Annotated in this window: 25 protein-coding genes; 3 read left to right on the forward strand and 22 right to left on the reverse strand. The window is 69.9% G+C overall.

The window, feature by feature from the left end; translation table 11 throughout:
* Window positions 1–78: 78 nt before the first annotated feature.
* The 9 genes from aroB to ITJ55_RS02010 all read right to left on the reverse strand — a co-directional run bounded on the left by aroB (window position 79) and on the right by ITJ55_RS02010 (window position 10164).
* Window positions 79–1176: a 3-dehydroquinate synthase gene (gene aroB / locus ITJ55_RS01970; RefSeq protein WP_194593861.1), complete on the reverse strand. Its 1098-nt coding sequence runs from the start codon at window positions 1174–1176 to the stop codon at window positions 79–81.
* Window positions 1173–1652, reverse strand: a complete 480-nt coding sequence (locus ITJ55_RS01975; RefSeq protein ID WP_194594697.1) for a shikimate kinase — start codon at window positions 1650–1652, stop codon at window positions 1173–1175. The genes aroB and ITJ55_RS01975 overlap by 4 nt, the downstream gene beginning before the upstream one ends.
* Window positions 1653–1684: 32 nt before the next feature.
* Entirely contained in the window at window positions 1685–2890 is a 1206-nt protein-coding gene (gene aroC / locus ITJ55_RS01980; protein WP_194593862.1) for a chorismate synthase, read from the reverse strand.
* A 104-nt stretch (window positions 2891–2994) separates the two neighbouring features.
* Complete coding sequence (gene mltG, locus ITJ55_RS01985) at window positions 2995–4338, reverse strand: endolytic transglycosylase MltG (protein ID WP_194593863.1); 1344 nt, start codon at window positions 4336–4338, stop codon at window positions 2995–2997.
* A gap of 3 nt (window positions 4339–4341) precedes the next feature.
* Window positions 4342–4851 carry a Holliday junction resolvase RuvX gene (gene ruvX, locus ITJ55_RS01990; protein WP_194593864.1) on the reverse strand — a complete coding sequence of 170 codons (510 nt, stop codon included), beginning with the start codon at window positions 4849–4851 and terminating at the stop codon, window positions 4342–4344.
* 8 nt (window positions 4852–4859) lie between these two features.
* On the reverse strand, window positions 4860–7532 hold the full coding sequence (gene alaS, locus ITJ55_RS01995) for an alanine--tRNA ligase (protein ID WP_194593865.1): 2673 nt from the start codon (window positions 7530–7532) through the stop codon (window positions 4860–4862).
* Between the two features lie 55 nt (window positions 7533–7587).
* On the reverse strand, window positions 7588–7779 hold the full coding sequence (locus ITJ55_RS02000; protein WP_194593866.1) for a hypothetical protein: 192 nt from the start codon (window positions 7777–7779) through the stop codon (window positions 7588–7590).
* A gap of 123 nt (window positions 7780–7902) precedes the next feature.
* Window positions 7903–8532, reverse strand: a complete 630-nt coding sequence (rpsD, locus tag ITJ55_RS02005; protein WP_043592736.1) for a 30S ribosomal protein S4 — start codon at window positions 8530–8532, stop codon at window positions 7903–7905.
* A gap of 222 nt (window positions 8533–8754) precedes the next feature.
* Window positions 8755–10164: a replication-associated recombination protein A gene (locus ITJ55_RS02010; protein ID WP_194593867.1), complete on the reverse strand. Its 1410-nt coding sequence runs from the start codon at window positions 10162–10164 to the stop codon at window positions 8755–8757.
* Between the two features lie 65 nt (window positions 10165–10229).
* Here ITJ55_RS02010 and ITJ55_RS02015 point away from each other — a divergent pair, with 65 nt between their 5' ends.
* From ITJ55_RS02015 to ITJ55_RS02025, 3 genes are all read left to right on the forward strand, one after another.
* Complete coding sequence (locus tag ITJ55_RS02015; protein ID WP_370543965.1) at window positions 10230–11021, forward strand: peptidylprolyl isomerase; 792 nt, start codon at window positions 10230–10232, stop codon at window positions 11019–11021.
* An 89-nt stretch (window positions 11022–11110) separates the two neighbouring features.
* Window positions 11111–12340: a DUF349 domain-containing protein gene (locus ITJ55_RS02020; protein WP_194593869.1), complete on the forward strand. Its 1230-nt coding sequence runs from the start codon at window positions 11111–11113 to the stop codon at window positions 12338–12340.
* Between the two features lie 88 nt (window positions 12341–12428).
* Window positions 12429–13019 (forward strand): hypothetical protein, encoded by a 591-nt coding sequence (locus ITJ55_RS02025; RefSeq protein WP_194593870.1) that lies wholly within the window; start codon window positions 12429–12431, stop codon window positions 13017–13019.
* 13 nt (window positions 13020–13032) lie between these two features.
* Here the strand turns inward: ITJ55_RS02025 and ITJ55_RS02030 are convergent, their stop codons facing one another.
* From ITJ55_RS02030 to thrS, 13 genes are all read right to left on the reverse strand, one after another.
* Window positions 13033–15324 (reverse strand): bifunctional (p)ppGpp synthetase/guanosine-3',5'-bis(diphosphate) 3'-pyrophosphohydrolase, encoded by a 2292-nt coding sequence (locus ITJ55_RS02030; protein WP_370543966.1) that lies wholly within the window; start codon window positions 15322–15324, stop codon window positions 13033–13035.
* 89 nt (window positions 15325–15413) lie between these two features.
* The gene (locus ITJ55_RS02035) at window positions 15414–15764 is read right to left on the reverse strand and encodes a rhodanese-like domain-containing protein (RefSeq protein ID WP_194593871.1); all 351 of its coding nucleotides are present in this window, start codon (window positions 15762–15764) and stop codon (window positions 15414–15416) included.
* On the reverse strand, window positions 15761–16771 hold the full coding sequence (gene secF / locus ITJ55_RS02040; RefSeq protein WP_056256434.1) for a protein translocase subunit SecF: 1011 nt from the start codon (window positions 16769–16771) through the stop codon (window positions 15761–15763). Before secF ends, ITJ55_RS02035 begins: the two co-directional genes overlap by 4 nt.
* On the reverse strand, window positions 16771–18534 hold the full coding sequence (gene secD, locus ITJ55_RS02045; RefSeq protein WP_194593872.1) for a protein translocase subunit SecD: 1764 nt from the start codon (window positions 18532–18534) through the stop codon (window positions 16771–16773). The genes secF and secD overlap by 1 nt, the downstream gene beginning before the upstream one ends.
* Before the next feature lie 96 nt (window positions 18535–18630).
* Window positions 18631–19044, reverse strand: a complete 414-nt coding sequence (yajC, locus tag ITJ55_RS02050; RefSeq protein ID WP_194593873.1) for a preprotein translocase subunit YajC — start codon at window positions 19042–19044, stop codon at window positions 18631–18633.
* A 79-nt stretch (window positions 19045–19123) separates the two neighbouring features.
* Window positions 19124–20149 carry a Holliday junction branch migration DNA helicase RuvB gene (ruvB, locus tag ITJ55_RS02055; protein ID WP_194593874.1) on the reverse strand — a complete coding sequence of 342 codons (1026 nt, stop codon included), beginning with the start codon at window positions 20147–20149 and terminating at the stop codon, window positions 19124–19126.
* Window positions 20146–20760 carry a Holliday junction branch migration protein RuvA gene (gene ruvA / locus ITJ55_RS02060; protein WP_194593875.1) on the reverse strand — a complete coding sequence of 205 codons (615 nt, stop codon included), beginning with the start codon at window positions 20758–20760 and terminating at the stop codon, window positions 20146–20148. Before ruvA ends, ruvB begins: the two co-directional genes overlap by 4 nt.
* Window positions 20757–21332 carry a crossover junction endodeoxyribonuclease RuvC gene (gene ruvC / locus ITJ55_RS02065; protein WP_194593876.1) on the reverse strand — a complete coding sequence of 192 codons (576 nt, stop codon included), beginning with the start codon at window positions 21330–21332 and terminating at the stop codon, window positions 20757–20759. The genes ruvA and ruvC overlap by 4 nt, the downstream gene beginning before the upstream one ends.
* Before the next feature lie 9 nt (window positions 21333–21341).
* Window positions 21342–22103: a YebC/PmpR family DNA-binding transcriptional regulator gene (locus ITJ55_RS02070; protein WP_056256450.1), complete on the reverse strand. Its 762-nt coding sequence runs from the start codon at window positions 22101–22103 to the stop codon at window positions 21342–21344.
* A gap of 37 nt (window positions 22104–22140) precedes the next feature.
* The gene (gene pdxT / locus ITJ55_RS02075) at window positions 22141–22749 is read right to left on the reverse strand and encodes a pyridoxal 5'-phosphate synthase glutaminase subunit PdxT (protein WP_194593877.1); all 609 of its coding nucleotides are present in this window, start codon (window positions 22747–22749) and stop codon (window positions 22141–22143) included.
* 19 nt (window positions 22750–22768) lie between these two features.
* Window positions 22769–23683 (reverse strand): pyridoxal 5'-phosphate synthase lyase subunit PdxS, encoded by a 915-nt coding sequence (pdxS, locus tag ITJ55_RS02080; protein ID WP_194593878.1) that lies wholly within the window; start codon window positions 23681–23683, stop codon window positions 22769–22771.
* Between the two features lie 23 nt (window positions 23684–23706).
* Complete coding sequence (locus tag ITJ55_RS02085) at window positions 23707–24294, reverse strand: HIT domain-containing protein (protein WP_194594699.1); 588 nt, start codon at window positions 24292–24294, stop codon at window positions 23707–23709.
* Window positions 24294–26231 carry a threonine--tRNA ligase gene (gene thrS / locus ITJ55_RS02090; protein WP_228497661.1) on the reverse strand — a complete coding sequence of 646 codons (1938 nt, stop codon included), beginning with the start codon at window positions 26229–26231 and terminating at the stop codon, window positions 24294–24296. Before thrS ends, ITJ55_RS02085 begins: the two co-directional genes overlap by 1 nt.
* Window positions 26232–26409 lie beyond the last annotated feature (178 nt).

A 26409-nucleotide genomic window follows, 5' to 3' on the forward strand; every position in this document is an offset into this window, starting at 1 on the left:
TGATCCGTTCGGGGTGGTGGGAGGTCGGCCGGAATCGGCCACCGTCGAGTGTAGCGGACGCCCTGACGGGCCGAGAGGCTACGAACCGATCTCTTGGTAGGCCGCGAACAGCAGGCTCTGGTCGGGCCCCTGCAGCACCGAGGGGCGTCCGATCTCGTCGAGGACGATGAACCGCAGCAGGCCGGCCCGGGCCTTCTTGTCGCGTTGCATCGTCGCCAGCAGGGTGTTCCACCGGCCGAGGGGGTACGACACGGGCAGCGTCAGCGATTCGAGGATGCGCCGGTGGCGGTCGACCGCCTCGTCGGACAGGCGGCCGGTGAGGCGGGCGAGCTCGGCGGCGAAGACCATGCCGACCGACACCGCGGCACCGTGACGCCACTGGTAGCGCTCGGCGTGCTCGACGGCGTGACCCAGCGTGTGCCCGTAGTTGAGGATCTCGCGCAGGCCCTGCTCGGTGAGGTCCTCGCCCACCACGCGCGCCTTCACGCCGATCGCGAGCTCGACGACCCGGCGGAACTCGGGTGTGGTCGGGTCGGTCGCGCGGTCGACGTCGGCCTCGACGATGTCGAGGATCTCGGGCTCGGCGATGAACCCGACCTTGACGACCTCGGCGAATCCGGCCAAAATCTCGTTCTTCGACAGCGTGTCGAGGTGGTCGAGGTCGGCGAGCACCGCCACGGGCGGGTGGAAGACGCCGACGAGGTTCTTGCCCTCTGCCGTGTTGACGCCGGTCTTGCCCCCGACGCTGGCGTCGACCAGCCCGAGCACGCTCGTCGGCATCTGGATCAGCGGCACGCCGCGCAGCCAGGTGCCGGCGACGAAGCCGGCGAGGTCGGTGATGGCGCCGCCACCGAGGCCGATCACGGCGTCCGTGCGGGTGAAGTCCGCCTGCCCGAGCACCTGCCAGCAGAACGCGGCGACCTCGATGCGCTTGGCGTCCTCGGCGTCGGGGACCTCGGCGATGAGGGCCTCGTAGCCCGCCGCGACCAAGGCGTCTCGCACCTCACCGGCCTTCCGGCCGAGCGTCGGGGCGTGCACGATCAGCACCTTCTTGGTCTGGGGGTGCAGCACGCCGGGCAGCCGGTCGGTCAGACCTCGCCCGACGAGGACGTCGTAGGGGGCGTCTCCCGCCACGTGGATGGTCGTGGTGTCGGTGGTGCCGTCGGCGTCGGTCATGCGGTGCCTCTCTCGGAGTCGAGCCAGGTCTCGATGTCGTCCACGACGGTCGAGACGGGGCGGTGGGACGTGTCGAACACGACGGAGGCGAGCGACCGGTACACGGGGTCGCGTTCGTCGGCGATGGCGCGCCAGGCGTCGATGCCGCCACGCTGCAGCAAGGGCCGTGAACCGCCGGCCAGTCGTGACTCGACGGCCTCGGCCGTCACCGTCAGCAGCACGACCGGCAGACCGGACAAGGAGGCGCGGGTGCGGTGGTCGAGCACGGCTCCCCCGCCCAGCGACACCACGCCGTCACCGGCCAGCGCGTCGGCGACGGCCGCGTGTTCGAGCGAGCGGAAGTGCGCCTCACCGTGGTGCTCGAACAACTCGGCGATCGGCCCGTGCCTCTGGACGACGAGGCGGTCGCTGTCGACGAAGGGGACGCCGAGGCGACGCGAGAGCTTCTTGCCGATGCTCGTCTTGCCTGCCCCCATCGGCCCGATCAGGACGACCGGACCAGCGTTCGTCACGCGTCGGCGGACGCCGGCTGAGTCCGCAGGTTCTCGGGGATGGCCTCGAGGTAGCCCCGGAGGTTGCGGGCCGTCTCGCCGAGCGAGTCGCCACCGAACTTCTCGAGGACCGAGTTCGCCAGCACGAGGGCGACCATCGATTCGGCGACGACGCCCGCCGCGGGGACCGCACAGACGTCGGATCGTTGGTGGTGGGCCTTGCTCTCTTCGCCGCTCGTGACGTCGACGGTGGCCAGGGCCCGCGGAACGGTCGCGATGGGCTTCATGCCGGCGCGGACGCGCAGCACGGTGCCCGTGCTCATGCCGCCCTCGGTGCCGCCGGCACGGTCGGTGTCGCGCGAGATGACCCCGCCCTGACGGTGCAGTTCGTCGTGGGCGACCGAGCCGCGCCTCCTGGTCGTCTCGAAGCCGTCGCCGACCTCGACGCCCTTGATGGCCTGGATGCCCATGAGGGCGGCGGCCAGCTGCGAGTCGAGGCGACGGTCCCACTGGACGTGCGAGCCGAGCCCGGGCGGCACGCCGTAGGCGAGGACCTCGACGACGCCGCCGAGGGTGTCGCCGTCTTTCTTCGCCGACTCGACCTCGTCGACCATCAGGGCGCTCGTCGCGGGGTCGAAGCAGCGCAACGCGTCGTCGTCGAGGCGGTCGACGTCGGACGGCACGGGCACCGGACTGCCCTCGGGCACGCGGACGGGACCGATGGACAGGGTGTGGCTGACGAGCTCGATGCCGAGCTCGGCGAGGAAGGACCGTGCCACGGCGCCGAGCGCGACGCGCGCCGCGGTCTCGCGCGCGCTCGCTCGCTCGAGGATCGGACGAGCCTCGTCGAAGTCGTACTTCTGCATGCCCACGAGGTCGGCGTGACCCGGGCGGGGCCGCGTGAGCGGGGCGCTGCGACCACGCGACGCCTCGCTGACCTCGACGGGCTCGGGGTTCATCACCTCGACCCACTTCGGCCACTCGGTGTTGCCGATGCGCAGCGCGACGGGGCTGCCCATCGTGAAGCCGTGGCGGACGCCACCCGAGATGTTCAGCTCGTCTTGCTCGAACTTCATGCGCGACCCGCGGCCGTAGCCGAGCTTGCGGCGGGCGAGGTCGGCGCGGATCGCGTCGAGCGAGACCGGCACGCCGGCCGGCAGCCCCTCGAGGACGGCGACGAGCTCGGGCCCGTGAGATTCTCCAGCGGTCAACCAACGAAGCATGGTGTCGATCTTCCCACAGAGAGAGGGGCCGACCGACCGGGTGACGGTCGATCGGCCCCTCGGGCGGGCGACCGGGGCGATCGCCGGTTGGCCCTGCCTCGGTGCTACTGGTACTCGGGGTGCTCGCGCATCCATGCCTGCCACTGCTTCACCGCGGCCTCGTGCTCGCCGAAGGTGGTCGAGAACGCGGTCTCTCCGGTGTCGAGGTTGACGGTGACGAAGTAGAGCCAGGTGCCGTCCGCCGGGTTGAGGGCGGCGTTCAGGGCCAGGTCGCCCGGGTTCGAGATCGGCCCGACCGGCAGGCCCTCGTGGACGTACGTGTTGTAGGCGTTGGCGGCGTCGCCTCGTTCTTCGTCGGTGGTCGTGACGCGGTGCGTGTTGCCCGTGCCGTAGGCGACCGTCGCGTCGGACTGCAGCAACATGCCCTGGTCGAGCCGGTTCTGGAAGACCCGGGCCACCTTGGGGTAGTCGTCCGCGAGGCCGGCCTCTTTCTGGATCAGCGAGGCGAAGACGATGGTCTTCTGGTAGTCGGCCGGCTGCGCCCCGGCCGTCTGGAGGTGCTGGGTCATGGTCGTGACCATGTCTTGCAGGTAGTCGTGTGCCGACTTGCCCGGGTCGAGCTCGTAGGTGGCGGGGAACAGCCACCCCTCGAGGCTCGTGGCCTCGGCCGGGAGGCCGAACGAGGTGTAGTCCGCCGCCGCGGCCTGCACGTCGGCGACGGGGATCGAGGTCGCGGAGGCCAGGAGCTCGTACACGTCGGCCGCCACCGTCCCCTCGGGGATGACGACCTTGTTCGTGATGCGGTTCGTGCTGTCTTGCAGGGCGTCGAGGGCGGACTGGGCGCTCATCTGCTGCTGCAGGGTGTACGTGCCCGGCTGGAAGGTCATCGACGGGTCGGAGACGAGGATCGCGTACGCGGACTCGTAGCTCTGCGTGACGCCGGCGTCGGCCAAGTTCTGGGCGATGTCGGAACCGACCTGCCCGGACACGATGGCGAAGTCGACGGCCGTGCCGTTGCCGCTGCCCGCGTAGTCGGCGGGCTCGTCGTCACCGGTGAACTTCGCGATGAGGGGCTGCACCTGCCCCCAGGCGGCCGCGACGCCGGCCGTGCCGCCGGCGAGGACCAGCACCAGGATCGACGCGAGGACGATCGGGCCCTTCTTGGACCGGTGCGGGCGCGGTTCGCGCTCCGGCCTGCCCCGACCCCGGCGCCCCCCGCCGTCGGCCGGAGGCACGAGCGCGGGTTCGTCCTGGCGCTCACGCTCACGCTGCTCTCGACGAGACCGGACCGGCGCCTCCTGGTGGGTGCTGCGCCGCAAGGGGGCACCGTCACCGTGACCGGACTCGCCACGAGCCGAGGTGCTTCCGTCGTGACCGGAGGTCGCGGCAGGGCGGTCGTTCTGGGGCTGTGACGAGAAGATCTCGTCCCAATCGGGTTCGTCGGCCACGAATCACTGTCTTTCGTCGGTGGCGGGTGCGGCGTCGTCGCCGCCCGTCTCTCGGGTCACGTCGACCGTCCGCCCGGGCGGTCGTCCACTCGAGCGCTCGAGGTCGAGCGCGTGCTGGACGATGATAACAGCGGCCACTTGGTCGATCACGGACCGCTGCGACCTGCCCTTGCGGCCGGAGGCGCGGAGGGCACCCTGCGCGCTGACCGTCGACAGCCGCTCGTCCACCAGTCGGACGGGGACGCGCACGGCACGGGCGATCGACTCGGCGAAGTCGCGGGCGTCGTGCGTCGACGCCGTGTCGCGACCCGAGAGGGCGATGGGCAGCCCGACGATCACCTCGAGGGCGTCCAGCTCGGCGACGAGGTCACGGACCGCTCCGACGTCGGCGACGCCGTCGGTGGTCCGCGCGAGCGTCTCGACCGGCGTGGCGATCAAGCCGTCGGGGTCGGTGCGTGCGACACCGACCCGGGCCTTGCCCACGTCGATGCCGATGCGGACTCCGCGACGCATGTCGGAGCTCAGGCCCGCAGCTCGGCGACGATGCCGGCCAGCGCCGCCGGGATCGCCGAGACGTCGGACCCGCCGCCCTGGGCGAGGTCGTCCTTGCCGCCACCGCCTCCGCCGAGGGCCGCGGCGGCCCCCTTGGCGAGACGCCCGGCCTTCACGCCGGCCCGGCGGGCACCCTCGGTCGTCGCGACGATGACGGCGGGCTTGCCGGACACGTCGGCGGCCAGGGCGACCACGGACGAACCGGACGAACCGAGCCGCTCGCGGACGGACAGGGCGAGCGAGCGCAGGTCGTCGGTCGACCCCAGGGACCCGACCGACTCGGCGACGACCGTGAGGTCGCCCACCGAGCTCGCCGCCTCGGCCAGTGCCGGAACCCGGGTCGCCAGACGGGCGGACTCGAACTCGGCGATCTTCTTCTCGGCCGCGCGCAGGCTCGTGACGAGGTCGCCGACGCGGTCGGCGACCTGGTCGCGGGGGGTCTTGAGCGACGAGGTCAGCTGCGAGACGATGGCACGCTCGGCGGCGAAATCGCGGAACGCGTCCGCCCCGACGAGGGACTCGACCCGTCGGTTGGTGGAGCCCACCGAGCTCTCGCTGACGAGGTTGATCAGACCGACCTGGGCACTCGTCGACACGTGGGTGCCGGCGCACAGCTCTCGCGACCACGGTCCGCCGATGTCGACCATGCGCACCGTCTCGCCGTACTTCTCACCGAACAAGGCCATCGCGCCGAGGGCGCGCGCCTCGTCGAGCGGCATCTCGCGCGTGACGACCTGCAGGTCGTCGCGGATGGCACCGTTCGCGATCTCTTCGATCTCGGAGCGCGTCTCGGGGCTGAGGGCCTGGTTCCAGTTGAAGTCGAGCCGCATGTAGCCCGCCTTGTTGTACGAGCCGGCCTGGTGCGCCTCGGGGCCGAGCACCTCACGCAGGGCAGCGTGGATGAGGTGCGTCGCCGAGTGCGCCTGCGTCGCACCCCGTCGGTAGGTCGGGTCGACGACGCTCGTCGCCGCGTCGCCCACGCCCACTTCGCCGGAGGTCACCTGCACCCGGTGGCTGATGAGGCCCTTGACGGGCTTCTGGACGTCGAGGACCTCGAGGTCGAAGCCCGTGCCGACGATGCGACCCGAGTCGGCCTCTTGCCCGCCGGACTCCGCGTAGAGCGACGTCTCGGCGAGGACGACCTCGGCGATGTCGCCCGCCACGGCCCGGTCGACGTCGACGCCGTCGACGATCAGACCGAGCACCCGGGTCTCGGTGTCGAGCTCGTCGTAGCCGGTGAAGACGGTCTCGCCCTGGGCGCGGAACGCGCTGTAGACGCTGAGGTCGGCCAGGGCGACCTTCCGCGACTTGGCGTCGGCCTTGGCACGGGCGCGCTGCTCGGACATCAGCCGGTCGAACGCGTCACGGTCGACCGTGAGGCCGTTCTCCTCGGCGATCTCGAGCGTGAGGTCGATCGGGAACCCGAACGTGTCGTGCAGCAGGAACGCCGTGTCGCCCGGCAACCGGGGGGTCGTCCCCGTCGAGGCACGCTGCTTGGTGTCGTCGACGGCGATGTCGAGGATGTCCGTGCCGGCGGCGAGGGTGCGCAAGAACGTCTCTTCTTCGGCGTAGGCCAGTCGCGAGATGCGCTCGTAGTCGGCCTCGACCTCGGGGTAGGCGGCCTTCATGGCGTCGCGGGACGCCGGGAAGAGCTCGGGGAAGGTCGCTCCCTCGACGCCGAGCAGGCGCATCGAACGCACCGTGCGGCGCAGCAGGCGGCGCAGGATGTAGCCACGACCCTCGTTCGACGGGCGCACGCCGTCGGACATCAGCATGAGCGAGCTGCGGACGTGGTCGGCGATGACCCGCATGCGGACGTCGTCGTCGTGGACGGCGCCGTAGCGACGCCCCGACAGTTCGGCGGCCCGGTCGAGCACCGGGCGCACCTGGTCGATCTCGTACATGTTGTCGACGCCCTGCTTGAGGAACGCGACGCGCTCGAGGCCCATGCCCGTGTCGATGTTCTTGTTCGGCAGCTCGCGGACGATGTCGAAGTCGACCTTCGACCGGACGTTCTCGATCTGGTACTGCATGAACACGAGGTTCCAGATCTCGACGTAGCGGTCGTCGTCCGTCGCCGGACCGCCGTCGACACCGTAGGCCGGGCCACGGTCGAAGAAGATCTCGGAGCAGGGCCCCGCCGGTCCGGGCTGACCGGTGTGCCAGTAGTTGGAGTCCTTGCCGAGGCGTTGGATGCGCTCGTCGGGCAGGCCGGCCACCTTCTTCCAGAGGGCGATGGCCTCGTCGTCCTCTTCGTAGACGGTGACCCAGAGGTCGTCCGGCGAGAACGCCAGCCCGCCGTCCGCCTCGCTCGAGGTGAGGAGCTCCCAGGCGTAGCCGATCGCCTCCTCCTTGAAGTAGTCGCCGAACGAGAAGTTGCCGTTCATCTGGAAGAACGTGCCGTGGCGGGGCGTCTTGCCGACCTCTTCGATGTCGTTCGTCCGGATGCACTTCTGGACGCTCGTCGCCCGCGGGTAGGGCGTCGGGACGAGCCCGGTGAGGTACGGGATGAACGGGACCATGCCGGCGACCGTGAAGAGGAGGCTCGGGTCGTCGCTCACGAGCGACGCGGACGGGACGACGGTGTGGCCCCGGTCGCCGAAGTAGTCGAGCCAACGGCGGCGGATTTCGGCGGTCTGCATTCTTCTCCCGTGGGTGGTGGGTCGTGTGTCAGGACGAGGAGGCGCGGCTCGGCGCTCAGGACTCGTCGCGGTCGGTGCGCAGCTCGGCCTCGCGGGCCTTGTAGCCGTCGACCACGGCGGCGCGGAACGACTTGACGTTGCCGTCGAGGTCACCGAAGAACTGCTGACCGCGGGGCGTCTTGTTGAGCTGGTGCGCGACGGCGAAACCGCCGACGACACCGACGGCGAGCAGGAACAGGCTCTTCACGGGGACTCCTCTTCGGGGCTGGTGCCGCGACGTGCGAGCGCGACGACACGTCAGCTTACCGGCCCGGGGAACGCGAAAGGAGCGGGCCACGACCGTGGCCCGCTCCTGACGGGATGGTGGGTTCTAGCGCGCCGCGTAGTACTCGACGACGAGCTGGACCTCGCAGGTCACCGGGACCTCGACGCGCTTGGGGCGACGCACGAGGCGCGCCTGCAGCTTGTCGATCTCGACCTCGAGGTAGCCGGGCACCTTGGGCAGCAGGTCGACGTGACCGCCGGCCGCGGCGACCTGGAAGGGCTCGGTCTTCTCGCTGCGCTCCTTCACGTGGATCATCTGACCCGGCTTGACGCGGAACGAGGGGCGGTCGACGAGCTTGCCGTCGACGAGGATGTGACGGTGGACGACCATCTGGCGAGCCTGAGCCGTGGTCCGGGCGAAGCCCGCACGCAGGACGAGGGCGTCGAGACGCGTCTCGAGCAGCTCGACCAGGTTCTCACCGGTCAGGCCCGAGGCCTTGCGGGCCTCGTTGAAGACGATCTTGAGCTGGGCCTCGCGGATGCCGTACTGGGCGCGCAGGCGCTGCTTCTCACGCAGACGGACGGCGTAGTCGCTGTCGGTCTTGCGCTTCGTGCGGCCGTGCTCGCCGGGTGCGTAGGGACGCTTCTCGAGGTAACGAGCAGCCTTGGGGGTCAGCGCGATGCCGAGGGCACGCGAGAGACGGGTCTTGCTGCGGGTACGTGACTTGGTGGACACTTGTTCCTTTTTTTCTTGTCGGTGGATCGTCGTGGACCGCCCCAGCGCGTGAGCGCCGGGCGGCGTAACAAGAGGGGTGAGTGCCGCGGTGGCGACCGGCTACAGGTCGTCTCACCTTGATCGGGTCGTCGTCAGCAGCCGCGCGTCGACGCCCGAGAACAGGCAACCCCCCGAGCATACAGGAGCCAGGAGGCTGATGCGAGCGCGGGCACGGGCGGGTCGTCAGTGCCCGCGGGTGATGCGACGCAGCTTCTCGAGGCGCGCCGCGACGTCGCGCTCGTTGCCGTTCGCGGTCGGGTCGTAGTACTCGTGCCCGACGAGCTCGTCGGGCAGGTACTGCTGTTCGACCACGCCGAACTCGGAATCGTGGGCGTATCGGTACCCCTTGCCGTGCCCGAGGCGCTTCGCCCCGGGATAGTGCGCGTCCCGGAGGTGCTTGGGCACCCGTCCGGCCTTGCCCGCCCGGACGTCGGCGATCGCGGCGTCGAGGGCGGAGTAGGACCGGTTGGACTTCGGGGCGGTCGCCAGGTACACGACGGCCTCGGCCATCGGGATGCGCCCCTCGGGCATGCCGATCATCTGCACGGCGGTCGCGGCCGACACCGCCACGGTGAGGGCCTGGGGATCGGCCATGCCGATGTCCTCGCCGGCGGAGACGATGATCCGTCGGCAGATGAAGCGGGGGTCTTCTCCCGCCTCGATCATGCGGGCGAGGTAGTGCAGCGCGGCGTCCACGTCCGAACCCCGGATGGACTTGATGAAGGCGCTGATGACGTCGTAGTGCTCGTCGCCGTTGCGGTCGTAGCGGAGCAGCGCCCTGTCGACCGATTGGGCGACGATCTCGGACGTGATGGCGGGTCGGTCGTCGTCGGGGTCGGTCTCGTCGTACTCGGCGTCGGGGTCGAAGTCGGCCTCGCTCGCGTCGTCGGCCGAGGGTGTCGGGACCGCGTCGGCCTCGAGCTTCGTGGCCCAGGCCGACTGTGCGGACGCCTCGAGGGCCGTCAACGCCCGACGTGCGTCGCCCGAGGCCAGCCGGACGATGGTCGCCAGGGCCTCGTCGTCGAGGCGGACGGACCCGTCGAGGCCGCGCGGGTCCACGACGGCCCGTTGCACCAGCTGGGCCAGGTCGTCGTCGCTCAGCTGCTCGAGGGTCAGCAGGAGCGACCGGGACAGGAGGGGCGTGATGACCGAGAAGGACGGGTTCTCGGTCGTCGCCGCGATCAGGATGACCCAACCGTTCTCGACCCCGGGCAGCAGGGCGTCCTGCTGCGCCTTCGTGAACCGGTGGATCTCGTCGAGGAAGAGCACGGTCGTCGTGCCGTAGAGGTCCCGGTTCGACAGGGCCTTCTCCATCACCTGGCGCACGTCCTTCACGCCGGCGGTCACGGCGGAGAGCTCGATGAACTGCCGGCCCGAGCTGCGGGCGATGGCCTGCGCGAGGGTGGTCTTGCCCGTCCCCGGCGGGCCCCAGAGGATGACCGAGACCGCCCCTTGGTCGGCACCCGTGTCGGAGGCCAGCGTGACGAGTGGCGACCCCGGCCGCAGCAGGTGTCGTTGGCCGGCGACCTCGTCGAGGGTGGTGGGACGCATGCGGACCGCGAGGGGGGTCGAGCTCTGCGGGAGCGGGCTCATGGTGACCCATGCTAGACCGGCCCTCCGATACAGTGCAGGCTGGACATCACCGAGCTGGAGGACCCGTGGCACCGAGCAAGAACCCGGACCGTGAGAACCGAGACCGGCTCCGCAGGTACACCGCTCGTCAGCAGGTGCACGCCACGCAGGTCGCCCGCCGGCGCCGCGACAACGTCCTCGCCGTGGTCGCCGTCGTGGTCGTGGTCGGCCTGGCGGCCGTGTCGCAGGTCTTCTGGTCGACGAGCGGGCCGGGCGCCCCGGAGGCGGTCCCGTCGGACGCGCCCAGCGCCTCCTCGACCCCCGCCGCAGGCGAGAACGTGGGCGACGTGCCGAGCGAGACCATCGCCGATGGACGGACCTGGACCGGTCAGCTGACGCTCAACGACAGCGTCGACCTCGGCATCGAGCTCGACGGTGCCGCGGCGCCGCAGGCGGCGAGCGTCCTCATCGACCTGATCCAGAAGGGCTTCTACACCGGGACGACCTGTCACCGGATGAGCAACGCCCCGACGGCGGAGTTCCTCCAGTGCGGCTCGGCCAACGGTGACGGCACGGGCGACGCCGGGTTCACCTTCGGTCCGCTCGAGAACGTGCCCACCGACGGCGTCTACCCGGCCGGTACCATCGCCATGGCCCGCAGCAGCGACCCGTACTCGCAGTCGACGCAGTTCTTCGTCACGTACGGCGACACGACCCTCGACGGCTCCACCGGCGGGTACACGGTCGTCGGCCGGGTCACGAGCGGACTCGACCAACTCGAGGCGGACATCACCGACGCGGGCCTGACTCCCGGCACGAGCGAGACCGACGGCTCCCCCGTCGTGGCGACCACGATCACGGGCGCCACCATCGAGTAGGCCGTCCCGGCCCGCCGTGCAATAGGCTGGGCACCCATCGCGGTGGCCCGTCCTGGTTCCGCGACGAGCACTTTCAGCAAGGGATAAAAGTGGCTACTGACGATCAGGCACCCTGGGGCCGCGTCGACGACGACGGCACGGTCTACGTCCGCGAGGCCGACGGTGAGCGCGCCGTGGGGCAGTACCCCGACGCGACGCCTGCCGAGGCGCTCGCCTACTACGAGCGCAAGTTCACCGAACTCGCCGGGCAGGTGACGCTGCTCGAACAGCGCATCAAGCGCGGTGCCTCGGCGGGTGACGTCGTCAAGACCGTCACGCACCTGCGCCAGCAGCTGGTCGAGCCCAGTGCGGTCGGTGACCTCGAGGCCCTCCGCACCCGAGTCTCCGCCCTCGACTCCACGGTCGACGAACTGACGCAGCAGCAGAGCGCCGAGGCTCAACAGGCCCTGACCGAGGCGGTCGCGTACCGGACGGCGCTCGTCGTCGAGGCCGAGACCCTCGCCGCCCAAGACCCCGCCCGCGTGCAGTGGAAGCAGGTCACGGCCAGCATCGACGACATCTTCGCCCGATGGCAGAAGCACCAGCAGGACGGGCCGCGCATCCCCAAGGGCGAGGGCAACGACCTCTGGAAGCGCTTCCGTGCCGCGCGCACGACCATCGACCAGCACCGCAAGGCGTTCTACGCCGAGTTGGACGCCACGCACCGCGACGCCCGCCAACGCAAGCAGGCCCTCGTCGAGTCGGCGGAGGCCCTCGCCCCGAAGGGGGTCGACGGCATTCCTGCGTACCGCGGACTGCTCGACGACTGGAAGCGCGCCGGCCGGGCCGGCAAGAAGTACGACGACACCCTCTGGGCGAAGTTCAAGCGCGCCGGCGACGTGCTCTACGCGGCGAAGTCCGAGGTCGTGGCCCAGGACGCCGCCGAGTACGACGCCAACCTCGCCCAGAAGCTCGAACTGCTGACCGAGGCCGAGCGCATCCTCACCGTGACCGACCGCGTCCCGGCCCGCGAGGCCCTCACCTCGGTGCAGTTGCGATGGGACGAGATCGGCCGCGTGCCCCGTGAGCAGGTCCGTGTCGTCGAGGACCGCCTCCGCAAGGTCGAGTCGCACGTCCGTCAACTCGACGAGCAGTTCTGGGAGAAGAACAACCCCGAGCGTCAGGCCCGGTCGCAGGGTCTGGCCAGCCAACTGCACGACGCCATCGGCAAGCTCGAGGACGAACTGGCCACGGCCGAGGCGAGCGGTGACGCCCGCCGGGTCCGCGAGGCTCGCGAGGCCCTCGACGCCCGCAAGGTCTGGCTGGACGCGCTGGGCTAGTCGCCCACCGGTACGACGGACCGCCCGACTCTCCACAGGGTGCGTCGGACGGTTCGTCGTCAGGGCCCACGTCGGGCACGCTGGAGTCATGTCCGTACGACTGCCCGAGCTGCTCACCGAGGCCGACCTGCCGGGGCCCGAGCTCCGGGCGGCGGCCCTGGACGGCCAGCTCTACGCGGTCGCCGACGCCTGGTGCAGCATCGCCGAGATCGACGATCACACCGGTCGGGCCGTGGCCGCCGGGCTGTCGCTCGGCCAGGGCGTGGTCGTCGCCGAACGGACCGCGGCCTGGGTGTGGGGGGCGCGGGGCCCTGCGCCGCTCCCCCACACCGGACTCGTGGTGTCGCCCTCGCGGGTCAAGCATCAGAGCCGTGGCTCGGTCGTGCGTCAGGTCGTCGTCGACGACGACGAGATGGTCGTCATCCGCGGCGTGTCCGTCACCACCCCGGCTCGGACGGTGGTCGACCTGGCGCGGGGCGACTCGTGGGCGGCTCGAGACGAGACCATCGCCCGAGACGTGTGCGACCTGCACGGCGTGACGATGGACGAGGCGATCGCCGTACTCGATCGTCGAGGCAGGCTGCCCCGTCGTCACCGCACCCTCGACCGACTGAGACGGCTCTGGCTGCCCGGCCCACGGCCGGCAGCTCGGACGCCGGCACCGCCGTCCACGCCATGAGTGTGCCGACGGATCAGCCGGCGCTCACCCGGTAGACGTCGTAGACGGCGTCGATGCGTCGCACGGCGTTCAAGACCCGGTCGAGATGGGTCGTGTCGCCCATCTCGAAGACGAAGCGGCTGAGCGCGAGGCGCTCGGTCGAGGTCGACACCGTCGCCGACAAGATGTTGACGTGATGCTCCGAGAGGACGCGCGTGACGTCTGACAGGAGGCCGCTCCGGTCGAGGGCCTCGATCTGGATCTGCACCATGAAGACGCTCTTGGACGACGGCGCCCACTCGACCTCGATCATCCGTTCGGGCTCTTTCAGCAGGCCCTGGACGTTGTGACAGTTGGCCTGGTGGACGCTCACGCCCTGCCCTCGCGTCACGAACCCGACGATCTGGTCCCCTGGTACGGGCGTGCAGCACTTCGCGAGCTTGACCAGGATGTCGGGAGCGCCTCGGACGAGCACGCCCGAGTCGCTGTTGCGGAGCGGACGGGCACGGCCCTGGCTGGGGAACTCGAACTCGCCTTCGTCGACCTCGGTCTGCGTGTGGACCGCCGCCAGTATCTTCTCGATCACGGACTGCGTCGAGATGTGCCCCTCGCCGACGGCGGCGTACAGGCTCGAGACGTCGTCGTAGCGCATCGTGGCGGCGACCTCGGCGATGCTGTCTTGCGTCATGAGCTTCTGCAGCGGCAGGTTCTGCTTGCGCATGGCGCGGGCGATGGCGTCCTTGCCCTGCTCCATCGCCTCGTCGCGCCGCTCTTTCGTGAACCACTGGCGGATCTTGTTCCGTGCGCGGGGGCTCTTGACGAAGGCGAGCCAGTCCTGACTGGGCCCCGAGTCGGGGTTCTTCGAGGTGAACACCTCGACCACGTCACCGCTCGAGAGGACGCTCTCGAGCGGCACGAGTCGGCCGTTCACCTTGGCGCCCATGGTCCGGTGCCCGACCTCGGTGTGGACCGCGTAGGCGAAGTCGACCGGCGTCGCACCGGACGGCAACCCGATGACCTTGCCCTGGGGCGTGAACACGTAGACCTCTTTGGCGCCGATCTCGAAGCGGAGGCTGTCGAGGAACTCGCTCGGGTCGGCGGTCTCGGCCTGCCAGTCCGAGATGTGGGCGAGCCAGGCCATGTCGGTCTCGGTCTTGGCGCCGCCCTGGTCGTCGCGACCGCCGTTCATGCGCTGCTTGTACTTCCAGTGCGCGGCGACGCCGAACTCCGCACGTTGGTGCATCTCGTGCGTGCGGATCTGGATCTCGACGGGGCGACCCTTCGGGCCGATGACCGTGGTGTGCAGGGACTGGTACAGGTTGAACTTCGGCGTCGCGATGTAGTCCTTGAACCGCCCGGGGATGGGGTTCCAGCGTGCGTGGATCGACCCCAGCACGGCGTAGCAGTCCCTCAGCGAGTTGACCAGGATGCGGATGCCGACGAGGTCGTAGATCTCGTCGAATTCGCGACCGCGCACGATCATCTTCTGGTAGATCGAGTAGTACTGCTTCGGACGCCCCATGACGTCGCCACGGATCTTCGTCGACTTGAGGTCGGACTTGACGGCGTTGATGACGTTCTGCACGAACTGCTCGCGCTGCGGCGTGCGCTGCTTGACCAGGTTGTCGATCTCGACGTAGAGCTTCGGGTGCAGGACGGCGAACGAGAGGTCTTCGAGCTCCCACTTGATGGTCTGGATGCCGAGTCGATGGGCCAGGGGGGCGTAGATCCCGAGGGTCTCGGTCGCCTTGCGCGTGGCCGACGCCGATTCGACGAAACCCCAGGTGCGGGCGTTGTGCAGACGGTCGGCGAGCTTGATGACGAGCACGCGGATGTCTTTCGACATGGCGACGACCATCTTGCGGACGGTCTCGGCCTGGGCGCTGTCGCCGTACTTGAGCTTGTCGAGCTTGGTGACCCCGTCGACGAGCATGGCGATCTCGTCGCCGAAGTCTCGCTGCAGCATCGCGAGCGTGTAGTCGGTGTCTTCGACCGTGTCGTGCAGCAGGGCGGCGGCGACGGTCTTGGAACCGATGCCGAGGTCGGCGAGGATCTGCGCCACGGCGACGGGGTGCGTGATGTACGGTTCGCCGCTCTTGCGCAGCTGGCCCGTGTGGGCTTTCTCGGCGACCGAGTAGGCGCGCTCGATGATGACGAGATCGGCCTTGGGGTGGTGCATGCGCACGGTCTTGACGAGACGGTCGACCGCACCCGCAGGCTGGCTGCGTGAGAACAGCCTGGGCAACAACGTGCGGAGCGAGGCCGTGTTCTGGCCGCCCGGCGTCTCGGGCGGAGCCGAGTTGTTCCGTGTGGTGATCTCTGTCACGACAGCACCTCGTCCTCTCGGGTCAGGGCACCACCGTCGACCGTCGTGGTCGCGGGCGTGCCCCGTGGGTCAAGGGTACCCGTCGCCGATCAGTCCGTCGGACGACCCTCGTCGTCGTCACCGGAGACGACGGTGCCACCCGCGTCACGCCAGCCCAGCATGCCCCCTGCGACGTTCCGGGCGTCGACGCCGATGCCCCGCAAGGCGTCGGTCGCGCGGGCGGAGCGCATGCCCGAGTGGCAGACCACGAGGACGGTGCGGTCGGTCGGGACCTCGTCCACGCGCTCGTTCAGCTCGGACAGTGGGATCAGCGTGGCACCGGGGGCGTGGGCGTCGTCCCACTCGTGCCGTTCACGGACGTCGAGCACGTACGAGCCGGCCGCGAGTGCGTCGATGGCCTCGCGAGCGGTGACCTCGGGGCGCGAGGACTCGCCGATCATGCGCCGACCGTCTCGTCCACGGTGAGCGGCGTGGTCTTCTGGGCCTCGAGCTTGCGGGCGTCGCGCTTGGCGATCTCGGGCTCGCGCATGCGGAGGGTCGCGTAGAGGGGCGACGCGATGAAGATCGTCGAGTACGTGCCGACCAGGATGCCGATGAACAAGGCGAGCGAGATGTCGCGGAGCGTGCCGGCCCCCAGGACGAAGGCTCCGATGAAGAGGATCGCGGCGACCGGGAGCAGGGCCACGACCGACGTGTTGATGGACCGGACCAGGGTCTGGTTGACCGCCAGGTTGACCGACTGGCCGAAGGTGCGACGCGAACCCTCACCGTCGTCCGCGGTGTTCTCGCGGATCTTGTCGAACACCACCACGGTGTCGTAGAGCGAGTAGCCGAGGATCGTCAAGAACCCGATGACCGCGGCGGGGGTCACCTCGAAGCCCACGATGCCGTAGATGCCCGCCGTGAGCACGAGGTCGTGGAGCAGAGCGGCCATGGCGGCGAGCGACATCTTCCAGGTGCGGAAGTACAGCGTCATGCCGATCGCCGCGAGGATCAGGAAGATCACGAGGCCCTTGATGGCCTGCCCCGTGATGTCCGCACCCCACGAGGCGCCGATGAAGGACGAGGTCACACGGTCGTCGGGGACGTCGTACGCCGTGGCCAGGGCCGCGGCGACGTCGTTCGTCTGCGTGGCCTCGAGCTGGGAGGTCTGCACGCGGATCGTGTCGGTGCCCACCTGGGTGACACGGGGGTTGGACCCGGGCACGACCTCGTCGACCGTCTGGGAGGCGACGTCCTGGTCGAGCTCGGCGGGCTGGGCCACCTGGAACTCGGAGCCGCCCGTGAACTCGATGCCGAAGTGGAACCCCCCACGCAGGAACGGGACCGTGACCGAGATGAGGATGACGAGGGCGGCGATCCAGTACCACCGACGGCGGTGACCGACGATGTCGTACGACCGGGCGCCCGTGTAGAGGTCGTTGCCGAACTTCGAGAAACTGGCCATCAGGAGTCCTTCTTCCCTTCACCGGCGGTCGACGCGTCGACGCTCTCGGTGTTCTTCTCGGCGGCTTTGCGCTCGGCGATGGTCTGGCGCTTGACGGCCTCGCGACCGCCGGCCCCCTTGCGGCCCTCGACGGCAGGCGTGCGGAACTGCGCACGACCCCGGTAGACGGCGCCGAGTGCTCGGGGGTTGAGTCCGCTGAACGAATGACCCTCACCGAAGAAGCGCGTCCGGGCGATCAACTGCAGCATGGGGTGGGTGAAGAGCGACACGACGATGAGGTCGATGACCGTCGTGATGCCCAGGGTCAGGGCGAAGCCCTTGACGTTGCCGACCGCCAGGATGAACAACGTGATGGCGGCCAGGAAGTTCACGGTGTCGGACGCGACGATCGTGCGGATGGCGCGCTTCCAGCCGGACTCGACGGCGCTCTCGAGGATGCGGCCGTCACGGAGCTCGTCACGGATGCGTTCGAAGTAGACGATGAACGAGTCGGCCGTGATGCCGATCGCCACGATGAGGCCGGTGACGCCGGCCAGCGACAGACGGTACCCCTCGCGCCACGACAGGATCGCGATGACCAGGTAGGTGAGCACGGCGGCGATGACCAGCGAGAGCACGGTGACGAACGCCAGCGCGCGGTACTGCACGAGCGAGTAGGCGACGACCAGGAGGAGGCCGATCAACCCGGCGATGAGTCCGCTCACCAACTGGGTCTGGCCGAGCGTGGCCGTGATGGTCTCGTTGCTCTGGACCGAGAAGCTCAGCGGCAGGGCGCCGAACTTGAGCTGGTCGGCGAGCGTCTTCGAGGAGTCCTGGGTGAACTGGCCCGTGATCTGCGCGCGGCCGTCCGTGATGGCCGCGTTGGCCGACGGGGCCGTGATGACCTGGTTGTCGAGGGTGACGGCGAACTGGTTCTGCGGAGCCTGCAGCGACACCAGTCGCGAGGTGACCTCCGAGAACTGGTCGGTGCCCTGCCCGTTGAACTCGAGGTTGACGGCCCACGTGTTGGTCGAGTTGCCCTGCGAGTCGGCGGCGAGGCCGTTCGTGGCGTCGCTGATGTCGGAGCCCTGCACCTCGACGGGACCGAGGATGTACTTGGCCGTGCCGTCGGTCGAGCAGGTGACGAGGGGTTGGTCGTCACGGGCCGTGGCCAACTCGTTGTCCGCCGCGCAGTCGTAGTTCTGGTACAGGTCGGCGAGTTGCGGGGTGATCCACGCCAGGTCGGACCCGTTGGTCGGCGACGCCGTGGGCGTGCTCTCGAGGTCGGGGTTGGGCGTGTAGGGGGTCGCCGACGGGCTGGCCGTCGCGCCGTCGCCCTCGCCGCCCACCGCTGCGCTCGACACGGCCTCGGTGTAGAGCACGGGGCGGAAGGTCAGCTTGGCCGACGCCTCGATGCGCTCGAGGGTCTCGTTGTCGGGACGACCCGGGATCGACACGACGATGTTCTGCGTGCCCTGCTTCGTGATCTCGGACTCGGAGACGCCGGCGGAGTCGATGCGCTGGCGGATGATCGTGACGGCCTGGTCGAGTTGCTGCGACGAGACCGACTCACCGCTCTGCAGCTGTGCGGCGAGGGTGATCTGCGTTCCGCCCTGCAGGTCGAGGGCCAACTCGGGCACCCAGCTGGCACCGTTCCACCAGCCGTCGCGACCGGAGTCGTTCAGCAGCGTGGCGGTGCCGTTCAGTGCCGTGAGGCCGGCGATGATGACCAACAACCAGGTCAGGGATCGTATTGCTTTCTTCACCGGCGTCGAGCGTGCCACGGAGGAACTCTGCTTTCTCATGGGAGCGCGCGCTCACCGGGAGCGCGCGCCGCGGATCGGGCCCGACCGCGCCAGGCGGTCGGGGCGGTCGTCGGGTCAGGCCTTGTTGTCGGAGTCTTTCGCGACGGTCGAGTCGACCGGGGACGTGGTGGACCGCTCACCGAACTCGGGGGCGTCGCCGATGACGCGGTCGTGACCGGGCGTGCCGTCGATCGACGACTCGGCGTCGTCGGCGACGGGCTCGTCGATGACCGGGTCGACGACGCGGCCCAGGGTCTGGCGGTGGACCTTGAGGACGGTGCCGGGCGAGACCTCGACCTCGGCGACGTTGTTCTCGTCGTCGATCGAGACGACGGTGCCGTACACGCCGAACGAAAGCATGACCTCGACGCCGGGGACGAGCTTGTTCTGCAGTTCGGCCTGCTGGCGGTCGCGCTTCTTCTTGTTGCGGAACATGAAGACGACGAGGACCACCAGGAGGAGGACCATGATCAGGGTTGCGGGATCCATGCGGAACTCCCTTTCGCTGTTGGGGGTGTGGGCCGAGCGGGACTCGCTTCAGCGAGCGACGGCCTCGGGCCTGCAGGAATTATAGGTCATCGCCGAACAGCGCCCCTGAGGCGTGGGTCAGTCCGAAGTGGCGCCATGCCTCGGGCGTCGCGATCCGACCCCGAGGCGTGCGGGTCAGCAGGCCCACGCGGACGAGGAAGGGTTCGACGACCGACTCGATGGTGTCGGCCTCTTCGCCGACCGAGACCGCGAGGGTGTTGAGGCCGACGGGCCCGCCACCGAAGCGGGTCAGGACGGTCTGGACGACCTCGCGGTCGAGGCGGTCGAGCCCCAGCGAGTCGACGTCGTAGAGGTCGAGGGCCTCGCGGACCGTGGCTAGGTCGGCCTCGCGCCCGTGGACCAGTGCGTAGTCGCGCACACGACGGAGCAGGCGGTTCGCGATGCGGGGCGTGCCCCGGCACCGACCGGCGATCTCGGCGAGGGCCGACCCGTCGACGGCGATGCCGAGCAACGACGCCGCGCGGCGGAGCACCTCGGTCAACTCCGCCTCGTCGTAGAACTCGAGGTGGGCCGTGAAGCCGAACCGGTCACGGAGGGGGTTCGGCAGGAGCCCGCTCCGCGTCGTCGCCCCGACGAGGGTGAACGGCGAGAGCTCGAGGGGGATGCTCGTGGCGCCGGCACCCTTGCCCACCATGATGTCGATGCGGTAGTCCTCCATCGCGAGGTAGAGCATCTCTTCGGCCGGTCGAGCCATGCGGTGGATCTCGTCGATGAAGAGCACCTCGCCCGGCACGAGCGCCGAGAGGACGGCGGCCAGGTCTCCGGCGTGCTGGATCGCGGGGCCCGACGACATGCGGAGGGGCCGGGCACCCTCGTGGGCCACGATCATGGCCAGGGTCGTCTTGCCGAGCCCGGGCGGACCCGCGAGGAGGATGTGGTCGGGCGTCCGCCCCTGCATCGTCGCCGCCTTGAGCAGGAGTTCGAGCTGGCCCCGCACCTTGGTCTGCCCGACGAACTCACCGAGCGAGGTGGGGCGCAGGGCCCCCTCGAAGGCCAGCTCGGCCTCGGACTCGAGGGTCGGACGCGTCAGGTCGTCGTCGCTCACGCGCGGGCACCGGCCGACTTCTGCGGGCCCAGGTGACCGAGGGCGGCTCGGAGCAGTTGCGGGACGGCCACGGCGACGGCGTCGCCCCGGTCGGCCACCACGGCGTCGATCGCGGCCTGGGCCTCGCGGTCGGACCAGCCGAGGCCCACCAGGGCGACGAGCACGTCGGCCGCGGTGGTCGAGGCGGCGGTCACGGTCGGGGCGGTGGGCGCGACGTCGAGCTTGCCGGTGAGGGACAGGACGATGAGCTTGGCGGTCTTGGGCCCGATGCCCGACACCCGGCGGAAGGCGGCGTCGTCGTCGTCGGCCACGGCCGTGGCGACCTGGTGGGGGGTGAGGGTGGACAACACGCCCTGCGCCGACTTCGGCCCCACCCCGGTCACGCTGCGCAGCAGGTCGAACACCTCGAGTTCTTCTCGCTCGGCGAACCCGAACAGCGAGAGGTCGTCTTCGCGCACGATCAACGCGGTGTGCAGCAGCGCCTGCTCGCCGACGCGCACCGTCAGGGCGAGCTGTGGGGTGACCGAGACGCGCATCCCCACGCCACCGACCTCGACGACGACCCAGGTGCCGGACGCGGACAGGACGGTACCGCGGACACTCGAGATCATGCCCCCAGCCTAGGAGTGCGCACCGACTTCTCGGCGTCGCGCCACGCTCGCTGGGCCGGGGTGAGCGACCCCGAGGAGGCGCGGGCGGCGGCGGGTGCGCCCCGCCAGGCATGGCAGATGGCCAGGGCCAGGGCATCGGCGGCGTCCGCCGGTCTCGGCGCGTCGGCGAGCCCGAGCAGCCGGGCCACCATCGCCCCGACCTGCTTCTTGTCGGCCGACCCGTACCCGGTGACCGCCGCCTTGACCTCGGACGGCGTGTGCAGGGTGACGGGGATCTCGCGTTCGGCAGCCGCTCGCAGGGCGAGGCCGCTGACCTGAGCCACGCCCATCACACTGCGGACGTTCTGCTGCGCGAAGACCCGCTCGATCGCCATGGCGTCGGGACGGTGTTGGTCGATCAGGGCGTCGATGCCTCGACCGAGGGCGAGCAGACGGAGTTCGAGCGCGAGGTCGGGGGCGGTACGGATCACCTGGACGTCGACGAGGGTCGCCCGCCGGTGAGCGTCGACCTCGACGACGCCGACGCCGCACCGGGTGAGCCCGGGGTCGATGCCGAGCACCCGGAGCGTCACCGCGGCGACCTATTCTTCGTCGTCGAGTGCGGCCTGCACGTCGGCGGGGACGTCGTGGTTCGCGTAGACGTTCTGCACGTCGTCGTCGTCGTCGAGCGCGTCGATGAGCCGGAACACCTTGCGCGCCGTCTCGAGGTCGACCTCGATCTTGAGGCCGGGCACGAACTCGATGTCGGCCGAGTCGTAGTCGATGCCGGCTTCCTGCAGGGCCGAGCGGGCCGGGACGAGGTCGGACGCCTCGGTGACGATCTCGAAGCCCTCACCCCGGTCGGTGACCTCTTCGGCGCCGGCGTCGAGGACGGCCGTGAGCACGTCGTCCTCGGTGAGGTCGCCGGTCTTCATGACGGCGATGACGCCCTTGCGGCTGAAGTTGTAGGCGACGCTGCCGGGATCGGCCATGGTGCCGCCGTTGCGCGACATGACCGTGCGGACGTTCGCCGCCGCGCGGTTCTTGTTGTCGGTGAGGCACTCGATCAGCAGGGCGACGCCGTTGGGGCCGTAGCCCTCGTACATGATCGTCTGGTAGTCGACGCTCTCGCCGCTGAGGCCGGCGCCCCGCTTGACGGCACGGTCGATGTTGTCGTTGGGGACCGAGGTCTTCTTGGCCTTCTGGACTGCGTCGACCAGCGTGGGGTTGCCGGACATGTCGGCACCGCCCTGCTTGGCCGCGACCTCGATGTTCTTGATGAGCTTGGCGAACGACTTGGCGCGACGGCTGTCGATGACGGCCTTCTTGTGCTTGGTCGTTGCCCACTTGGAATGCCCGGACACGGTGCTCCTTCAGATGCTGACGTGGATCTCGACGAGTCTACCGTGACGCCCGCGCGCGGGCCTTGTCGAGGAAGCGCGCGTGGAAACGCAGCTCGTCGGTGACCTCGGGGTGGAACGAGGTGCCCATCAGCGGCCCCTGCTCGACCGCGACCACCCGGCCGTCGTCGAGGACGCCGATGGCCGTGGCTGCCGGGCCGACCTGCTCGACCACGGGAGCCCGGATGAACACGGCGTGGACCGGGGGGCCCTCGAGCACGGGCACGTCGACGTCGGTCTCGAACGACTCGGTCTGCGAGCCGAAGGCGTTTCGCCGGACCGACACGTCGAGCCCCCCGAGCGTCTTCTGACCCGGGATGCCGTCGACGATGCGGTCGGCCAGCATGATCAGGCCGGCGCAGGTGCCGTAGACCGGCAGCCCCGAGGCGATGGCACGGCGGAGGGGCCCGTCGAGGTCGAACGTGCGGGACAGCTTGTCCATGACGCTGGACTCGCCGCCCGGAATCACGAGCCCGTCGATCTCGTCGAGTTCGGAGGCGCGACGCACGGGCACCGCCTCGGCACCGAGCGACGTGAGGACGGCCAGGTGCTCTCGGAAGTCGCCCTGGAGGGCGAGGACGCCGACCCGGGGGCCCCGCTCGGCGGTCATCGGGTCACGGAGCCGCCGGTCACCAGCCACGCTCGGCGAGGCGGTGCGGTGCGGGCAGGTCGGGCACGTTGATGCCGACCATGGCCTCGCCGAGGCCGCGCGAGGCGTCGGCGACCACCTGGGGGTCGTCGAAGAACGTGGTCGCCTTGACGATCGCCTTGGCGCGCTCGGCCGGGTTGCCGGACTTGAAGATGCCCGAGCCGACGAAGACGCCGTCGGCGCCGAGCTGCATCATGAGGGCCGCGTCGGCGGGCGTCGCGACGCCACCGGCCGTGAAGAGCACGACGGGCAGCTTGCCGGTCTCGGCGATCTCGCGGACGAGTTCGAAGGGCGCCTGCAGCTCTTTGGCGGCGACGTAGAGTTCGTCGGCCTTGAGGCCCCGGAGCTGGGCGATCTCTTTCGAGATGGTGCGGATGTGCTTGGTCGCCTCGGAGACGTCACCGGTGCCGGCCTCACCCTTGGAGCGAATCATGGCGGCCCCCTCGGTGATGCGGCGCAGGGCCTCGCCGAGGTTGGTGGCGCCGCAGACGAACGGGACGGTGAAGTTCCACTTGTCGATGTGGTTGACGTAGTCGGCCGGGCTCAGCACCTCGGACTCGTCGATGTAGTCGACGCCGAGGGTCTGCAGGATCTGGGCTTCGACGAAGTGCCCGATGCGGGCCTTCGCCATGACGGGGATCGACACCGCGGCGACGATCTCGTCGATCATGTCGGGGTCGCTCATGCGGGCGACGCCGCCCTGCGAGCGGATGTCGGCGGGGACCCGCTCGAGCGCCATGACGGCCACGGCCCCGGCGTCTTCGGCGATCTTCGCTTGCTCGACGTTGACGACGTCCATGATGACGCCGCCCTTGAGCATCTCGGCGAGACCGCGCTTGACGCGGCTCGAGCCGGTGGTGGAGGACTGGGTGGAGGCGGAGGTCGTGTCGCTCATGATGGCCCCCATCTTAGGCCCGATCAGGGTGTCGGCGACGCCGGGGGGGCCACACCGGCGCCGTCGGTCGGCCACGCCTCGGCCACGGCCACCCGGACGTCGCCGAGCAACTGCGTGACGGCCTTCGTGCCGGCGACGATCGGGAAGAAGTTCGAGTCCCCCGCGTAGCGCGGCACCACGTGCTGGTGGAGGTGCTCGGCGATGCCCGCCCCGCCGACCTGGCCCTGGTTCATCCCGATGTTGAAGCCCTGCGCGTGCGACACCCGGGTCAGCACGCGCATGGCCGTCTGGGTCAGGGTCGCGATCTCGGCGACCTCGCCCGGGCTGGCGAGGTCGTAGGTCGAGACGTGCCGGTAGGGGCAGACCAGCAGGTGGCCGGGGTTGTACGGGTACAGGTTGAGCAGCACGTAGGCGTGCTCGCCCCGGGCCACGATCAGGGCCTCGTCGTCCGACTTCGAGGGAGCGCTGCAGAAGGGGCACGACTCGTCGTGGGCCCCCTGCCCCGCCTCGACGTAGACCGCGCGGTGCGGCGTCCAGAGTCGCTGGAACGCGTCGGGGACCGCGGCGAAGTCGGCGGACGACTCGGCCTCGGCACCCTCGACGCGCACGATCAGACCTGGGCCTTGGTCTCGATGGCCGCGACGATCTTGGCCACGGCCTCGTCGATCGGCACGCCGTTCTCCTGCGAGCCGTCGCGGTACCGGAAGCTGACGGCCCCGGCCGCGCGGTCGTCTTCTCCGGCGATGAGCTGGAACGGCACCTTGGCCTTGGTGTGCGTCCGGATCTTCTTGGGCATGCGGTCGTCGCTGTGGTCGACCTGGGCACGGACGCCGACCTCGCGCAGTCGCGCCACGACCTCGTCGAGGTAGTCGCCGTACTCGTCGGCCACGGGGATCGCCACGACCTGGACGGGGGCGAGCCAGACCGGGAACGCCCCGGCGTAGTGCTCGGTGAGCACCCCGAAGAAGCGCTCGATCGAGCCGAACAACGCGCGGTGGATCATGACCGGCCGCTGGCGCGAACCGTCGGCCGCCGTGTACTCGAGGTCGAAGCGCTCCGGCAGGTTGAAGTCGAGCTGGACCGTCGACATCTGCCACGTGCGCCCGATGGCGTCACGTGCCTGGACCGAGATCTTGGGGCCGTAGAACGCGGCACCGGCCGGGTCGGGCACGAGTTCGAGACCGGTCTCTTCGGCGACCTGGCGGAGCGTGGCCGTCGCCTCGTCCCAGGTGGCGTCGTCGCCGACGTACTTCTCGGGGTCTTTGGTGGAGAGCTCGAGGTAGAAGTCGTCGAGGCCGTAGTCGCGTAGCAGGCTGAGCACGAAGTCGAGCGTGCCCTTGAGTTCGGACGCCATGTCGTCGCGCGTCGTGAAGATGTGCGCGTCGTCCTGGGTCATGCCGCGCACGCGGGTGAGGCCGTGGATGACCCCGGACTTCTCGTTGCGGTAGACGGTGCCGAACTCGAACAGGCGCTGGGGCAGGTCGCGGTACGACTTGGCCGACGACCGGTACGCCAGGATGTGCATCGGGCAGTTCATGGGCTTCAGGTAGTAGTCGGCGCCCTGTCGCGTGATCTCACCCTCGTCGTTGCGGGCCTCGTCGAGGTGCATCGCCGGGAACATGCCGTCCTTGTACCAGCCCAGGTGACCTGAGGTCTCGAACAGGGCCGCCTTGGTGATGTGCGGCGTGTAGACGAACTCGTAGCCCGCCTTCTCGTGGCGCTCGCGCGAGTAGTCCTCCATCTGGCGGCGGATGATGCCGCCCTTGGGGTGGAAGATCGCCAGACCCGAGCCGATCTCGTCGGGGAACGAGAACAGGTCGAGCTCGGCGCCGAGCTTGCGGTGGTCGCGCTTGGCGGCCTCCTCGAGTCGGGCCTGGTAGGCCCGCAGGTCGTCCTTCGTCGGCCAGGCGGTGCCGTAGATGCGCTGCAGCTGCGGGTTCTTCTCGGACCCCCGCCAGTAGGCGGCCGCCACGCGCATGAGCTTGGTGGCGTTGCCGAGGAGGCGCGTGCTGGGAACGTGCGGACCGCGGCAGAGGTCGAACCAGACGACGTCGCCGGTCTTCGGGTCGACGTTGTCGTAGACGGTGAGCTCGGCCCCGCCCACCTCGACGGACTCGCCGTCGGCACCGAGCTCGTCCGCCGAGCCGCCCTTGAGCCCGATCAGTTCGAGCTTGAACGGCTCGTGGGCCAGCAGTTCGCGCGCCTCGTCGTCGCTCACGACGCGTCGACGGAAGCGCTGGCCCTGACGGATGATGCGCTCCATGCCCTTCTCGATCGCCTTGAGGTCGTCGGGGGTGAAGGGCTCGGCGACGTCGAAGTCGTAGTAGAAGCCGTCGGTGACGGGCGGCCCGATGCCGAGCTTGGCCTCGGGGTTGATCTGCTGCACGGCCTGCGCCATGACGTGCGCCGCCGAGTGTCGCAGGATCGCGAGCCCGTCGGGCGAGTCGATCGTGACCGGCTCGGCCACGTCGCCCGCCTGCAGCTCGGTCGCGAGGTCACGCAGTTCACCGGCCACGCGCACGGCGACGACCGCCTTGTCGGTGAACAGGTCGAAGCCGGTGGTCGTCTCGGTGGCCTCGACGGCCGCGGGGCCGGACGGGGCTGAGGAGGCGGTCGGGTCGAGGTCGGTCTGGTCGGACACGGCGGTGGTTCCTATCGTCGAGGGGCGGAGACCACTTTAGCCGCCGACCGACGCCCGCCCCGTCGGCGGCCGGAGGCGCGGCGAC

The sequence above is a fragment of the Frigoribacterium sp. VKM Ac-1396 genome (assembly GCF_015350895.1).
Taxonomy (GTDB): domain Bacteria; phylum Actinomycetota; class Actinomycetes; order Actinomycetales; family Microbacteriaceae; genus Frigoribacterium.

What these genes read in the sequence shown, in the direction of transcription:
- aroB (WP_194593861.1), bottom strand. Translation starts at nt 1,176, where the DNA reads ATGACCGACGCCGACGGCACCACCGACACCACGACCATCCACGTGGCG.
- ITJ55_RS01975 (WP_194594697.1), bottom strand. Translation starts at nt 1,652, where the DNA reads ATGGGGGCAGGCAAGACGAGCATCGGCAAGAAGCTCTCGCGTCGCCTC.
- aroC (WP_194593862.1), bottom strand. Translation starts at nt 2,890, where the DNA reads ATGCTTCGTTGGTTGACCGCTGGAGAATCTCACGGGCCCGAGCTCGTC.
- ruvX (WP_194593864.1), bottom strand. Translation starts at nt 4,851, where the DNA reads ATGCGTCGCGGAGTCCGCATCGGCATCGACGTGGGCAAGGCCCGGGTC.
- alaS (WP_194593865.1), bottom strand. Translation starts at nt 7,532, where the DNA reads ATGCAGACCGCCGAAATCCGCCGCCGTTGGCTCGACTACTTCGGCGAC.
- ITJ55_RS02010 (WP_194593867.1), bottom strand. Translation starts at nt 10,164, where the DNA reads ATGAGCCCGCTCCCGCAGAGCTCGACCCCCCTCGCGGTCCGCATGCGT.
- ITJ55_RS02025 (WP_194593870.1), top strand. Translation starts at nt 12,429, where the DNA reads ATGTCCGTACGACTGCCCGAGCTGCTCACCGAGGCCGACCTGCCGGGG.
- ITJ55_RS02035 (WP_194593871.1), bottom strand. Translation starts at nt 15,764, where the DNA reads ATGATCGGCGAGTCCTCGCGCCCCGAGGTCACCGCTCGCGAGGCCATC.
- secF (WP_056256434.1), bottom strand. Translation starts at nt 16,771, where the DNA reads ATGGCCAGTTTCTCGAAGTTCGGCAACGACCTCTACACGGGCGCCCGG.
- yajC (WP_194593873.1), bottom strand. Translation starts at nt 19,044, where the DNA reads ATGGATCCCGCAACCCTGATCATGGTCCTCCTCCTGGTGGTCCTCGTC.
- ruvA (WP_194593875.1), bottom strand. Translation starts at nt 20,760, where the DNA reads ATGATCTCGAGTGTCCGCGGTACCGTCCTGTCCGCGTCCGGCACCTGG.
- pdxT (WP_194593877.1), bottom strand. Translation starts at nt 22,749, where the DNA reads ATGACCGCCGAGCGGGGCCCCCGGGTCGGCGTCCTCGCCCTCCAGGGC.
- pdxS (WP_194593878.1), bottom strand. Translation starts at nt 23,683, where the DNA reads ATGAGCGACACGACCTCCGCCTCCACCCAGTCCTCCACCACCGGCTCG.